Below are 14,305 nucleotides of genomic sequence, written 5' to 3'. Positions count from 1 at the left end.
AGATCACACTCCAATACCCGGCCGGAATGACCCTGTATTTTGATGTTCGTCTAAATACGGGCGATATTCAATCGATTTCCGATCGGACCGACGGGCTCAGGGCGCGGGGGCGGCGGGCGGCGTGAGGTCGGGGATCTCCAGCGTGCGGACGGCGCGGGTGGCGACGTCGACGACCCGGATCTTGTGGTTGTCGGTGTCGGCGACGTAGAGCTTGCCGGCCGCATAGCTGACGCCGCCGGGCTCGTGGAGCTTGGGCGGGGCGTCGGCGTCGCCCGACTCGGTCGTGCCGATGAAAGTCGAGACCGCGGCCGTCTTGGGGTCGCAGAGCTTGATCTTGTTGTTGTAGGTGTCGGCGATGTAGAGCTTGCCGTCCCCGTAGGTCAGGCCGAGGCAGTGCTGGAGGCGGACCTGTTCGGGCCCCGCGCCGTCGCGGTCGCCGAAGTCGAAGAGGCCCTTGCCGACGACCCGGCCGACTTCGGGCTGGCCGGCGGGGATGCCGGTGATCACCCGGACGCCCGATACCTCGGAGTCGGCGATGTAGAGGTTTTCGCCGTCGGTCGCCAGGCCGCTGGGCTGGGCGAACCGGGCCTCGGCGGGGGCGCCGTCGAGGATGTTCTCGAAGGCCGAGCCGGCGAACCAGCGGACGACGCCCGACTCGGGGTCGTAGGCGAAGATCTGGTGGGTGCCGGCCATGGCGATGTAGATCGTCCGCGACCCGGCGAGCTGGATCACGTCCCAGGGGCTGGAGATCGACGAGGTCTTGCCGGGGCCCTCGAAGGGCTCGGTCGGGTCGCGGTCGGCCTGCCTGCCGTCGCCGACGACCGTCGCGACCGTCTTCGCCTTCAGGTCGATCGCGCGGATGGCGTGGTTCTCGGTGTCGGCGACGTAGAGGACGTCGCCCTCCAGGCACATCCCCTGCTGACGGTTGAAGCGGGCCTTGGCGAAGCCGCCGTCGACGCAGCCCTGGCCGCCGTCGCCGATGACGACGGGGTTCTTGCCGTCGAGGTCGGTCTGGACGATCCGGTTGTGCCCGGTGTCGGAGATGAACAGCCGATTCGACTTGGCGTCGGCCAGGACCTTGCCGGGGAAGAGCAGGGGCTTGTTCGCGTACTGGCTCTCCTCGGTCGGGAAGGTCAGGGGCTTCTCGTTGAGCTTCCCGGCCTTGCGGAATTGCTCGGCGACCTTGCCGATGACCATGTCGAAGAACTCGTATCGGCCCTCGCCGCCGATCGAGGTCACGAAGTTCCCCTGGTTGTCGCGGCCGAAGGCGATGACCTTGCCGTCGGGGTCGATCAGGACGCGGGTCGGCCAGCTGTGGACGTCGAACCGCTCCCAGATGACCATCTCGGCGTCGTTGGCGACCGGGTGCTTGATCCGGTACTCGGCCACCTTGCGGCGGATGTTCTCGGTGTTCCGCTCGGCGTCGAACTTGCCCGAGTGCACGCCGATGACGACCAGCTCGTTCTTGTACTTTTTCTCGAGCTTCTCCAGGTCGGGCAGGATGTGGTGGCAGTTGATGCAGCAATAGGTCCAGAAGTCCAGCAGGACGATCTTACCCTTCAGCGACGCCAGGTCGATCGGGCCCGAATTGATCCAGCCGACGGCCCCGTCGAGGCTCGGTGCGGCGGCCTGCGGGTAGGAAATCCGCCGGATGCGCGGCCCGGCCGCGTCGGCCTCGCGGCGTCGAGACGCGCCGGTGTGGTTCGAATACCACAGGGAAACGGCGAGCGCGCCTGCCGCCAGCGCGAGCCAGCCGAGGTCCCGGATCCGCATCGATCGCCGGCGCTGCATGGTCGGTGCTCCTGGTCGCGAAAACTCAAGGCGGGTCGGAGGATGCGGGCGAGACGCACGCACCGGGGATTGTAAACGATCGGCGGCGGCGGGAAGAACCCCGAGCCGGCCGGGCGGCCGACGCGCGGGCGTCCGCCGATGCGTCCGGGGGTCGAAAGGTGGCCGGGGCCCCCGGAGGGTGTTAAGATCGTATGTCGACGGACCGCTTCGGGGGGCGGGGCCGTCGGTCGCGACCGCGGCGGCGATCGACGAACGTCCTGGACTCATTCCACTCCCGACTACAGGGCGGACAACGTGAGCAAGGACATGTCCCTGATCTGCACCTCGGCCGATCGGGTCGATCCGTACGGCGAGCTGAAGGTCTTCGCGGGCAGCGCCAGCAGCTCGCTGGCCGAAGCGATCGGCGAGCACCTGGGCTCCGGAATGGCGATGGCGGAGACCCACACCTTCAGCGAAGGCTGCGTCTTCGTGCGGGTCCTGGAGAACGTCCGCGGGCGGGACGTCTACATCATCCAGGGGACCGAATACCCGGTCAACGACAACTTCATGGAGCTGCTCTTCTGGATCGACGCCTTCAAGAGGGCGAGCGCGACCCAGGTGACGGCCGTGATCCCCTTCTTCTCGTACGCCAAGGGCGACAAGAAGGACGAGCCCCGGGTCTCCATCCGCGCCCGCGTCTGCGCCGACTGCATCGAGGCCGCCGGGGCCGACCGGGTCCTGACGATGGACCTGCACAGCCCGCAGATCCAGGGCTTCTTCCGCATCCCCGTCGACCATCTCTACGCCATGCCGGTCCTGGTCGACTACTTCCGGCGCAAGGAGATCCCCGACCTGGTGGTCGCCTCGCCCGACGTGGGCTTCGGCAAGCAGGCGTACAAGTTCGCCGAGATGATCCACGCCCCGGTGGTCTTCGGCAACAAGGTCCGCCGCGGCCACGACGAGAAGGCCCAGATGCTCGACATCGTCGGCGAGGTCAAGGACCGCAACGTCCTGATCGTCGACGACTTCACCATCTCGGGCGGCACGCTCATCGAGATGGCCGTCGCCTGCAAGGAGCGCGGGGCGAAGGACGTCTACGCCTGCGTCTCGCACGGGGTCTTCTCCAAGGGCTCGGCCGAGAAGCTCGCCCGCTCGCCGATCAAGGAGCTGGTCATGACCGACACGATCGGCTACCGCTTCGAACCCCTGGCCCCCTGCTGCAAGGTCGTGAGCGTCGCCAGCCTTTTCGCCGACGCCATCATGTCCATCCACCGTCGCGAGAGCGTGAGCCGGCTGTTCAACTATTGACCCAACCGAGTCGGCTTCGCTTCGGCTTCCTTTGCGGATCGGCCGGCGCATCGGTTTGACATAAGCTCGGGATGCGGATCGGATTGCGCCTTGGGCGATTGGGTTCGTTTCGCGATTTGCATTTCGTTTTTTCACTCCCTCCCGGCCGGTTCTGCGACCGTAACGTCGGTCGATTCGTTCCCGCGCGCGACGGCGCACCGTTTCTACAGTGGTCTCGAAAGGTCGCAAAGAGCGGAGATTCCGCGGGCGACTTCCGGGATCTCCACCGCGATCCGGGACCGATCCGACGCGCCGGCCGGCTGCGGCGGTCCCCTGATGCTTTCTTTTGCGGAAGGAGGATAATGCGGGGACCCGCCCGACCCACCCCGCCCGCAGAAGAGAGGCTTCCATGGAACGCAATCGTTCGACATGGCTCGGGATCGCCCTCGCCGCGATGGCCCTCGGGACCGCCCTGACACCGAATGCGACGAGAGGGGCCGAATCGAAACGGCCCATCTACGGGCGGCCCTTCGAGGCGAAAAAGCGCCCGGCCCTGTTGCCGCTCCCCCCCGGGGCGGTCGAGCCGGCGGGTTGGCTGCGCGACTGGTGCATCGCCGCGCGCGACGGCTATACCGGCCACATGGACGACTACGACGTCGCCTTCCGCCAGGCATGGGCCGCCGACTTCCGGCAGAAGGGCGAGGGGCTCTACTGGTACAAGGGGGCCTGGCCCTACGAGGGGGGCGGCTACTGGTTCGACGGCCTCGCCCGCCTGGGCCTGGCCCTCCACGACGACGCCCTGATCGGCCAGGCGAAGGCCCGCCTCGACCCGGTCCTGAATAACATGAACGACCGGGGCCTCCTCTTCCTCTGGTGGCTCGACCGGAGCGACCCGGGCGACCGCGCGGCGGTGAAGGCCGCGCTCGAAGGCTGGCCGCTCTGGACCTGCGGCCTCCTCGGCCGCGCCCTCTCGGGCTACTACGCCGGTACCGGCGACCGCCGGGTCCTCGACGCCATGATCCAGGCTTACGGGGCCGACCCCGACGGCCTGCGATCGATCACCGGCAACGTCTCGAACCTCTGGCCGGCGTACGACGCCTACACCCGGACGGGCGACCCCGCGATCGCGGAGGCGCTCGACGCCATGTTCCGGGAGGGGACCTCCTCGCTCGTGCCGACCATCGACCGCTACCGCAGGCCGCCCGACCTGACCCCGGGGGCCGAGGTCGACAACGCCCACGTCGTCGAGTTCCTCGAATGCACGACCCCGTGGGCCGTGGGCTACCTCTGGACGGGCGACGAGACCTATCTGAAGGCGGCCCTGGGCTGGCACGAACTGCTCGACCGCGTGGCGATGCAACCCCACGGCGTCCCCGTCGCCGACGAATGGTATCTGCCGACGGGGGCGTTCCGGGGGAGCGAGACGTGCGACGTCGCGGGCTACCTGTGGAGCCAGCTCAGCCTGTTGTCGGTCACCGGCGACGGCCGCATGGCCGACCGCGCCGAGCGGGCCCTCTTCAACGCCGGCCCCGCCACGGTCTCGCGTGACTTCAAGACCCACGTCTACTTCCAGAGCCCCAATCGGTTCGCCGCCGGCTCGCCCACGTTCCCCCACGGCCCGGGGGCAGGCGGCGGCGTGTACAAGGCCAAGCACGACCCGCTCTGCTGCACCGCCGCGCTCAATCGAATCATCCCCTGGTACGCGACCTCGATGTGGATGGCCACGAACGACGACGGCCTGGCCGCCACCTGCTACGGCCCTTGCAAGCTGACCGCGCTGGCGGGCGAGCGAGTCCCGGTCGAGATCACCTGCGAGACCGATTACCCGTTCAACGAGACGATCGCGATGACCGTCAAGACGGCGCATGAGGCGTCGTTCCCGATCTCGTTCCGCATCCCCGGCTGGTGCGAGACGCCCGGCCTGTTCGTCAACGACGAGCCCGTCGCGGCTCAGCCGTCGGAGAACGGCTTCGTTCGGATCGAACGGACCTGGAAGCCCGGCGACCGCGTGCGGCTGCACTTACCGATGACCCCCCGCCTGCAGCAGGGTCGCGACGCCGCGCCGCGAGGGCCCTTCAACGGCGTCCACGCGCCCACGCGGGTGTCGATCCCCGCGAAGGACGACCTGCGCGGCCTGCCGTACGCGACGGTGTCGTACGGCCCGCTGCTGTTCGCACTGGCGATCGCCGACCTCGCCGATCCCAACACCCCCGACCCGGCCGCGCGCTGGAAGTTCGCTCTGGACGAGCAGCAGCCTCGGATCGAAGTCGTCCGGTCCGCCATGCCCACGAAGTGGGACTGGCCCCTCGATTCGCCGCTGAAGCTGAAGGTCCAGGCGGTCGCGGTGGACTGGAACCCCTCGTTCGAATCGCCGATGCTGCCGGCCGAGCCCTTCGCGAAATCGGGCCCATCGGAGGCGATCACGCTAGTCCCTTACGGCTGCAGCAAGTTCCGCATCGCCATGTTCCCGGTCGCCGCCGAACCCGAGGTCCGGGTCGCCGACGTCCGCAAGATCCTCTTCCTGGGCAACAGCATCACCCACCACGGCCCCAAGCCGGACATCGACTGGGCCGGCGACTGGGGGATGGCCGCGACCGCCCCCGAGAAGGACTACGTCCACCTCGTGGCCGCCGCCATCGGCAAGCACACCGGCAAGCCGCCCGAGATCCTGGTGCGGAACATCGCCGAGTTCGAACGCGAGTACGCGACCTACGACGTCGACGCCAAGATGAAGGACCTGGTCGCGTTCGACGCCGACCTCGTCGTGCTGGCCATCGGCGAGAACGTGCCGGCCCTCGCGTCCGACGAGGCCGCGGACAAGTTCCACCGCGGCGTCGTGAAGATCCTAGCCGCCGTGCGATCGAAGCGGAGGCCGATCGTCGTCGTCCGGAGCGGCTTCTGGGCCGACGAGGCCAAGGACCGGCAGCTTCGCAAGGCGAGCGACGAGGCCGGGACGATCTACGTCGACGCCGGCCCCCTCGGCCGCGACGAGGCCAACGCCGCGCGTTCGGAACGCCCGTACAAACACGCCGGCGTCGGCGGCCATCCCGGCGACCGCGGCATGAAGGCGCTCGCCGACCTGATTGTCAAAGCGGTGCTGGCCCGCGCCGGCGAACCAGGCCGCTGAATCGATTCGGCAGCCCATCCGGACGGGCACCGCGGGTGGTTTTGCCACTCTTTCCAAAGCCGTTATGCTGAAGGCCTGCTGAGACCACGTCGGCCGACCAGGTGCGAGGCGTTTCATGACCACGATGAACGTCTCACTCCCCGAAGAGATGAAGGCCTTCGTCGAACAGCAGGCGGCGAAGCGGGGGTTCGCCACGGTGAGCGAATACGTCCGTCCGCTGCTTCGCGACGCCGAAGAGCGCGAACGGCAACGCAGCAGCGTCCGCGACAAGCTGCTCGAAGCCCTGGAGAGCGGCCCCCCGACCCCGATGACGGGGGCGGATTGGGACGAGATCCGGGCGGAACTCGATCGTCGTGCAACGGCGCGGCGAGGAAACGGGAATGGCCGCAAGAAAGCCTCGGGTCCTCAAGCTCAGGCCCGCGCTCCTGGACATCACATTGTGGAGATCGCCGACGGATCGGCGGAGATCGGGAGCGACTCGATCGCCCGCCGGTTCGTCGCCGAGCTTGAGAAGACGCTCGTCCTGCTGGCGCGACTGCCCGGCGCCGGGACGGAATGGGTCGACGTCGCGCCGGAACTTCGCGACGTCCGGCGCCACCCGGTCAGTCGGTTCCGTCGACATCTGATCTTCTATCGACCCGTCGAAGGCTGGATCGAGGTCCTGCGCGTCCTGCACGGGGCGAGGGACCTCGATCGCCTGTTTGCCGAGGATGAAGGCGAGTCGTCTTTCGGCCCGACCCTCTCACCCCGGGTTGGCCGCGCGCCAGCGTTCGACGAAGCGGCGGTAGTCCTCGGGGGTGTCGACGCCGATGCTGGGCTCGTCGACGAAGCCCAGCGCGATGGGGAGGCCGGCTTCGAGGACGCGGAGCTGTTCGAGCTTCTCGGCGGCTTCCAGCGGCGAGCGGGGCAGTGCGCCGACCTTCAGCAGGAAGTCGCGGCGGTAGGCGTACAGGCCCAGGTGGAGGAAGGCGGCGGGGGACTTCGGGTCGGCGAAGTCGGGCGAGCCGTCGCGATGGCAGGGGATGGGGCTGCGCGAGAAGTAGAGGGCGCGGCCGCGGGACGAGGCGACGACCTTCACGCACGAGGGGTCGCGGTAGACGGCCTCGTCGCGGATCGGCGTGGCGAGGGTCGCCATCGGGGCCTCGGGGTCGTCCTCCAAAAGCGTGATCAAGCGATCGATCGATGATCCGTCGATCTCGGGCTCGTCGCCCTGGACGTTGACGATGATTCCGGCGCCCGGGATCGTCGCGGCGACTTCGGCCACGCGGTCGGTGCCCGTCGCGTGGTCGGCGCGGGTCATGGCGACTTCGCCGCCGAAGGCCCGCACGGCGTCGGCGATCCGCTCGTCGTCGGTGGCCACGATGACGCGTTGCAGCGATCGCGCGCGTCGCGCGGCCTCGACGACGTGCTGGATCAGCGTCTTCCCGGTGTCGGAAAGGAGGGGTTTGCCGGGCAGTCGGGTGGAAGCGAACCGCGCCGGGATCACCGCGACATTTTCCATTTTTCCTGCGGACCTCGGTTCGCCTCGATTCCGATACAAGGCTCACCGGAGGAGACCCTAGCTCCAACGGGACCTTCCCGAGGCGACCTCAATCTAGTGCGTCCCAAGAGGGGACGCAAGGCGGATGGGGCCGGGTCGGGAGGAGGCGGGCGGTGGCGGTCGGCGTCGAGGCCGATCGGACGCGCCCGTCGCTCCGGCGCCGCAGGACGTGCGTCGGCGGGCCGCCCCGGAAGGGACGGTTCGGAAGGGTCGGGCGTACTGGACGCGCCCGGCCGCCGCTCAGGAGGACGAAGCCGAATCGATGGTCCCGGCCGAGCGCCGAGGGTGTCCCCAGACCCCCGGCCGACCGACCGGACCGCCGTCGATTCTCCGCGCCCGGGCTGAAGGGCCCGTGGCGGAGGAGGAGCGGTCGTCGTCGCGGGGTCTCCGGACCTCGCGGCTCGGCCCGGCCCCTCCCTCGCCCTCGAGCCCCTTCTCGTGCCGAACAACCTTGTCACGCGCTCTGCGGGACTGCGTCCGGGAACCCTCCCGGCCGGGGTCCCCCGGGCCCGAGGGCCTCGCCGGATCCGTCCGGGGGGGCGATCGGCGCCCGCCATGGATGGGGGGCGTTCACATCCGAATCGCGGGGCGGCCTGAGCCAATGGCATGGCGGCCGTCTGGGGAGATTCGTTCCATGGCATGGACCCTGACTGGCCATCGCAGCCGAGATTCTCGACGCAAGCAGCGCCCGGCGCTCGAGGAGCTCGACGTCCGCCGACTGCTCTCGACGGGGCTCGGAGGGGCCCTCTCCGAGCAGGCCGCCGTCAGGCGAGCCGAGGCCGTGCAGCGGATGCGTTCCGCGGCGGTGCACACGACCCACCAGCCCCGCGTCCATGCGGCGGCCGGCGTCCAGAACCTGAGGATCGTGCGGACCGCGACGACCGACTCGGTCGAGTCGCCCGCCGGCTCCGTCGCGTCCGGCGCCACCACCGCCTTCGACCCGATCATCGGCTCCGCCCAGGCACGCCAGGCGTACAACGTCGACGGCTCGGGGCTGACCGTGGCCGTGATCGACACGGGCGTGAACTACAACAACGGCGGCCTCGGCGGCGGCTTCGGCCCCAACGCCCGGGTCGTCGCCGGCTACGACTTCGGCGACCACGACTCCGACCCGATCGCCTCGTCCTCGCAGCACGGCACGGCCGTGGCCGGCCTGATCGCCGGCGGCGACGCGAACCACCTGGGCGTCGCGCCCGGGGTCGACATCGTGGCGCTGAAGGTCACCAACGCCAGCAACACCGCCGACACCAGCAACATCGCCGACGCCCTCCAGTGGGTCGTCGACAACCACTCCAAGTACAACATCAGCGTGGTCAACATCTCGCTGTCCAACGGCAAGAACTACGCCCGCAACTGGTTCGCCGCCGACGGCGGCGTGGGCCAGCGGATGACGCAGCTCGTGGGCCAGCTCAAGGCGTTGAACATCCCCGTCGTCGCGGCCACCGGCAACAGCTTCACCGGCCAGCAGGGCGAAGGGTTCACGGCGGTGCTCGACGGCGTCATCAGCGTGACGGCCAGCGACTCCTCCGACAAGCTCCTGTCCAACGCCCAGCGGTTGGGCTCGGCCCTGGGCGGGGCCACCGCCACCGACCTGGCCGCCCCCGGCTCGGGCCTCGCCGCCCTGATCGACGGCTCGAACTACTCGAACGTCGACGGCACGAGCTTCGCCGCCCCCCTGGTGTCGGGATCGATCGTCCTGCTCCAGTCGATCTACAAGTCGCGGTTCGGCTCGCTGCCCACCGTCGACCAGCTCACGAGCTGGCTCGAGAAGGGCGCGAAGACGATCCACGACGACGTCACGGGCATCGACATCGGCCGGCTCAACGTCCTCGGCTCGGCCGCCCTCGTCCCCGGCACCCCCGTCGTGACGGTCCCGACCACCCCGACGACGCCCGCAACCCCGACGCCGCCCGTGGTCGTGACGCCGCCCGTGGTCGTCACTCCGCCGGCCCAGCAGGTGCTCACGCCGCCGACGATCCCCGTGAACTACACGCCGCCGGCGCAGGCCCCTTCCACGCCGACGCCCCCGGTCACGACGCCGGTCGTCTCGACGCCGCCCCCCGCCGCCCCGACGACCACGCCGACGACCCCGACGACTCCGGTCGACGACGAGGCCGAGCCCACGCCGACGACGCTCGAAGTGCCGGTGTACCTCAACGGCAAGGCGGTCGACGCCCTGACGACCACGTCGGTCGACCAGGCCGCCTCGACCACCAAGTTGGCGAAGGCCGACGTCGGCCAGCTGCTGCGGGCGATGAGCAAGTGGGCCAGCTCCAACGGCTCGAAGTCGGTCCGCGCCTGGAGCGTCACGACGACGAAGTGAGGCGAGCGAGCCCGTCCCGGCCATCGATCGCTTCGACGGCCGGGACGGGTTACAATCCGGGACGACCTCAAGGCCCCGCGCCGGGTGACGAGCGCGGGGCCTTCGTCTTTTGATGAGGGATCAGCCATGAGTCGGAAGCCGGAGACCGCGGTCGTCACGGGCGCGGGGAGCGGGATCGGGAGGGGCGTGGCCCAGGCCCTGGCGGGAATGGGCCTGCGCGTGGCGCTGGTGGGCCGCGACCGCGGCAAGCTCGAGGCCACGAAGGCGCTGCTGGGCGTCGCCGACGACCGCGCGATCGTCGCCCCCTGCGACGTCGCCGACGGCTCGGCGGTGCAGGCGATGGCGACCGAGGTGGAATCGGCCTTCGGCGCGATCGACGTCCTGATCTGCAACGCCGGCACGAACGTCCGCAACCGGGCTCTCGACGTCCTGACGCCCGAGGACTGGGACACGCTGATCCAGACCAACCTGACGGGCCCGTTCAACCTCCTGCGCGCGATCCTGCCCGGGATGCGGGCGCGGAAGGACGGCCTGGTGGTCCAGGTCTGTTCGATCGCCGGCGTGCGCGCGAGCGTCCTGGGCGGGGCGGGCTACTCGGCCTCGAAGTTCGGCCAGGCGGGGCTGGGCATGACCCTGGGCCGCGAGTGCCGCCAGGAGGGGATCCGCTCGACGGTCATCTATCCCGGCGAGGTCAACACGCCGATCCTCGACGCCCGGCCCGTCCCCGTGCCCGCCGAACGCAAGGCCGCGATCCTCCAGCCCGAGGACGTCGCCGCGGCGGTGAAGTTCCTCGTCGAACTCCACCCCCGCGCCCGCGTTCCCGAGCTGGTCATCACGCCGACCGTCGACGACTTTTACTGAGCCGACCGGGTCGCGTCAGCCGGCGACCTGGCCCGCCTCGATGTCGCCGGTGGCGTACTCGTTGAACTCGGTGTAGAGGATGTGGCGGAAGAGCTTGCTCTCGGCCTGGAGCTTCGAGGGGGTGGCGACGCCTTCGAGCCGGCCGTTGTTCAGCAGGATGACGGTGTCGGCCGAGCGGATCGTCGACAGCCGGTGGGGGATGACGAGGACCGTCCGCCCGGCGGACAGGCGCGAGAGCGTGTCGTCGAGCAGCAGCTTGACCTCGTCGTCGACGGCCGTCGGCAGCTCCTCGACGATCAGGATCGAGGGGTCGTGCAGGAACGCGCGGGCCAGGGCGATCCGCAATTGCTCGTCGGGCCGGAGGTAGTGTCCCAGCGGGCCGATGACGGTGTCGTAGCCGTGCGGCAGGTCCTGGATGAAGTAGTGGGCGTGCGACAGCTTCGCCGCCTCGATCACCCGCTGGAGGGTGTTGCGCGGGTCGCCGAGGCCGATATTCACCAGGATGGAGTCGGTGAAAACGAGGTCCGCCTGGAGCACCGTGGCGGCCTGGGCCCGGACCGATTCCAGGGTCATCTCGCGCAGGTCGCGGCCGTCGATCAGCACGCGGCCGGCCTGGGGGTCGATCAGGCGGGGGATGAGGCAGGCGAGCGCCAGCTTCGAATCCTCGTCGACGCCCACCACGACGGTCCGCCCGCCGGCGGGGATCTCCAGAGAGACGTGGTCGAGCAGCAGGCGGCCCGACCGGCTCTCCAGCGTCACGTCGTCGAGGACGATGTTCTCGCGGAGCGGCGGCAGGAACTCGGCCCCGACGTGCTGGTGAAGCTCGGGCGAACGCGCCAGGAACTCGAAGATCTCGGCCGCCGAGCGGTTGGCGTGGCGGACGGCCTGCCGCATCTTGACCCATTGCAGGATCGGGAAGGCCAGCCCCGCGAGCGAGGCGATCAGGATCAGCATCGTGGCGATCGAGATCCGGTCCTTGACCAGGACGTTGTAGCCGAGCAGGCCCAGGGCCGTCGCCAGCGCCGCGCCGTAGAGCAGGGCCGAGGCCGTGGTCAGGTTGTGGTGGGCGAGCATCCGGCGGACGTCTGCGGTCCGGTAGCGTTCCAGGTGGTCGTCGAACCGCTGGCGGTCGTAGTCCTCGACGCCGTAGGTCCGCACCGTCCGCAGCAGGCCCAGGTCTTCGTGGAGCAGGCAGAGCTGGACCGAGGCGTCGCGGAGCGCCACGTCGTAGGCGGTCCGCGCGTCGCGATTCATCGTCCGCGAGATCAAGTAGACCAGGAGGCCGAGCGAGGCGAGGAAGGTCGTGAGGATCGGCGAGGTCGAGAGTGCGATCGCGGCCAGGCCGACGCCCAGGACGATCATCCCGGGGATGACGTGAAAGTCGACGATCAGGGCGTCGCGGATGTCGTTGACCTCGCGGGTCCAGATGTTCACGACCGGCCCTACGCCCTCCGTCGGCAGCGACGACTGGCCCAGTCGGTACATCTGGCGGTGGATCTGGTTGCGCAGATTCGTCGCCAGGTCGGCCACGATCGTCGCAGTCACCGACCGCCGCGCCTGGGTCACCAAGGAGAGGAGCAGGATCAGCGCCAGCCCCAGCGCCAGCAAGGTCGTGAGCGCCCCGATGTTGTTCCGGAGCGGCGGCAGGACGCGGGTCAGCCCGTTGAGCAGCCGCGCCCCGAGCCGATGCACGGGGTTCGGGCTGTAGAGGTTCGACCCGATCAGGGGGAAGAGGCCGGAGTCGGAATACTCCTTGTAGCCGCTCGCGTCGCCGACCTGGCGGCTCAGGGTCCAGGTCGGCAGGGTCGCCGCCGCCTCGCTGGAGATGCTGACTTCGCCCCGCGACGCCATCAGGCCCACGAAGAGGGCGGCCAGGATCAGCAGGAGGAGGATCAGCAGGGCTTCGATGACGCCGAGCGCCCGGGCGAGCAGCGGGGTCCGGCCGGCGGCGAGGAGTTTCTTGGCACGAAGATACGCTTCGGCTTGCATTCAGGAGGCTCCCCGCCAGGCGTCCAGGGCCGGAATTCGGTTCTGCGCTCCGTCTCGCCTCGGACCAACCTCCTGCGGAACGTCGGTCGTCCGTCGGCGGGGCCGCCGCCTGAAATAGGAGGCGGAGCCCGCCGCGTACCTCGCGGGCCGGCCGGGATCAGGCCAGGTCGCGGTCCTCGAAGAGCAGGAAGGCGAAAAAGAGCGCCGCTCCACTGTACAACACGCAGCAGCCCAACGCCGGCAGAACGTAGCCCGCCCAGGGGATGACGGCGCCGGTGGCGATCGACGGGCCGGCGTTGAACAGCTCGAGCGGCGGCAGCACCCAGGCGAAGAGCTGGGCCATGAAGTGGATGAGCTGCTGGCCGTTCTGGGTCGCGGTCACCAGGACCGGGCTCAGGTGGCCCAGGAAGAAGACCATGATGCAGACGATCAGGTTGACCAGCATCGGCAGCCGGGTCGACAGGGCGACGCTGACCGACGTGAGGATGGTGACCTCGAAGAAGCCCAGCACCAGCCCCGGCAGCACCTGCAAGACCTGGCCCAGCCGCATGCCGCTCTCCAGCGTGCCGGCCGACTCGCGGAGGTCGTAGGGGATCTTGTACCAGACGCCGGCCGCGAACAGGCCGCCCAGGATCAGGTAGAGGACCAGGACGCCCATCAGGATGCCCAGCAGCTTGCCCACGATGAACTGGCGGCGGTTGATCGGCTTCGACAGCAGGGTGATCGCCGTCTTGCCCTCGATCTCCTCCGCGACCGTCGAGCTGGCCGTCAGCAGGGCCAGCAGCATGCAGAAGAACGAGATCGTGGTCAGGCCGGTGTCCTTGTACATCTTGATGTCTTCGCCGAACGTGAAGTACGGCACGAAGATCGTGCCGACCAGCAGCGCTCCGGCGAAGAACGCGATCACGAAGAAGGCCGGCTGGCGGATCGTTTCCTTGGCCGTCGCGAGGGCGATCGTGATGGATTTCATGGTGCTCTGATTCGGGGATAAGGATCGGAGGATGCGGAATTCGATGATCGCGGAGCGAGGAGGTCGGCGGGCGGCCGGGCCTCGGGATCAATAACGGACCCCGAAGCCGTCGAGCGGGGGGGCGTCGGTCGTCAGCGGCGAGGCGTCGACGTCGCGGATGAAGCCGCCCAGTTCGCCGCGGACGGCCTCGACGAACTTGTCGAGCTCGGCGTCGTCCCCTTCGGCGACCACCTCGACGCGACCGTCGGCCAGGTTGCGGACGTATCCGGCGACCTCGAACCCCCGGGCCAGCCAGCTGGTCGTCGCCCGGAAGCCCACGCCCTGGACGCGACCCGAGAACAAGATCCGCCTTCGTTCCAGTCCCATGCCGGCCGCGCGACTCGCTCGGGGTGCTTCGCGGCCGGACGCCGCGCCTGGCCGAGGAAAACCTACCGACTC

General features: G+C 69.4%; 9 protein-coding genes and 1 pseudogene. 5 read left to right on the top strand and 5 right to left on the bottom strand.

From position 1 onward, the window contains the following. Positions 1–96: 96 nt before the first annotated feature. Positions 97–1,791, bottom strand: coding sequence for a thioredoxin-like domain-containing protein (locus PZE19_RS21125; protein ID WP_277862580.1), 1,695 nt, complete (start codon positions 1,789–1,791; stop codon positions 97–99). Between the two features lie 306 nt (positions 1,792–2,097). Here PZE19_RS21125 and PZE19_RS21120 point away from each other — a divergent pair, with 306 nt between their 5' ends. The 3 genes and pseudogenes from PZE19_RS21120 to PZE19_RS33145 form a co-directional block, all read left to right on the top strand. Continuing rightward, positions 2,098–3,078, top strand: a complete 981-nt coding sequence (locus PZE19_RS21120) for a ribose-phosphate diphosphokinase (RefSeq protein WP_303652802.1) — start codon at positions 2,098–2,100, stop codon at positions 3,076–3,078. 388 nt (positions 3,079–3,466) lie between these two features. Continuing rightward, a complete protein-coding gene (locus PZE19_RS21115; RefSeq protein ID WP_277862578.1) occupies positions 3,467–6,184 on the top strand; it encodes a beta-L-arabinofuranosidase domain-containing protein in 2,718 nt (905 codons plus the stop codon). A 115-nt stretch (positions 6,185–6,299) separates the two neighbouring features. Continuing rightward, positions 6,300–6,812: pseudogene (locus tag PZE19_RS33145) on the top strand (type II toxin-antitoxin system ParD family antitoxin); the annotation flags it as partial. A 114-nt stretch (positions 6,813–6,926) separates the two neighbouring features. Here the strand turns inward: PZE19_RS33145 and kdsB are convergent. After that, positions 6,927–7,685: a 3-deoxy-manno-octulosonate cytidylyltransferase gene (gene kdsB, locus PZE19_RS21105; RefSeq protein ID WP_277862576.1), complete on the bottom strand. Its 759-nt coding sequence runs from the start codon at positions 7,683–7,685 to the stop codon at positions 6,927–6,929. 673 nt (positions 7,686–8,358) lie between these two features. Here kdsB and PZE19_RS21100 point away from each other — a divergent pair. Next, on the top strand, positions 8,359–10,047 hold the full coding sequence (locus tag PZE19_RS21100) for a S8 family peptidase (protein ID WP_277862575.1): 1,689 nt from the start codon (positions 8,359–8,361) through the stop codon (positions 10,045–10,047). A 126-nt stretch (positions 10,048–10,173) separates the two neighbouring features. Further along, positions 10,174–10,908: an SDR family oxidoreductase gene (locus PZE19_RS21095; protein WP_277862574.1), complete on the top strand. Its 735-nt coding sequence runs from the start codon at positions 10,174–10,176 to the stop codon at positions 10,906–10,908. Positions 10,909–10,923: 15 nt separating this feature from the next. On the opposite strand, the gene PZE19_RS21090 is transcribed toward PZE19_RS21095, so the two are convergent. The 3 genes from PZE19_RS21090 to PZE19_RS21080 all read right to left on the bottom strand — a co-directional run bounded on the left by PZE19_RS21090 (position 10,924) and on the right by PZE19_RS21080 (position 14,233). Then, complete coding sequence (locus PZE19_RS21090) at positions 10,924–12,897, bottom strand: ABC transporter ATP-binding protein (RefSeq protein ID WP_277862573.1); 1,974 nt, start codon at positions 12,895–12,897, stop codon at positions 10,924–10,926. 157 nt (positions 12,898–13,054) lie between these two features. After that, entirely contained in the window at positions 13,055–13,867 is an 813-nt protein-coding gene (locus PZE19_RS21085) for an ABC transporter permease (protein ID WP_277862572.1), read from the bottom strand. Positions 13,868–13,954: 87 nt separating this feature from the next. Then, the gene (locus tag PZE19_RS21080) at positions 13,955–14,233 is read right to left on the bottom strand and encodes an acylphosphatase (protein ID WP_277862571.1); all 279 of its coding nucleotides are present in this window, start codon (positions 14,231–14,233) and stop codon (positions 13,955–13,957) included. Positions 14,234–14,305: the final 72 nt, after the last annotated feature.

Origin of the sequence: Paludisphaera mucosa (assembly GCF_029589435.1) — a bacterium.
Classification (GTDB): Bacteria; Planctomycetota; Planctomycetia; order Isosphaerales; family Isosphaeraceae; genus Paludisphaera; species Paludisphaera mucosa.
The sequence above is the reverse complement of the archived record's forward strand: the minus strand, read 5'-3'. Positions and strand labels throughout refer to the sequence as shown.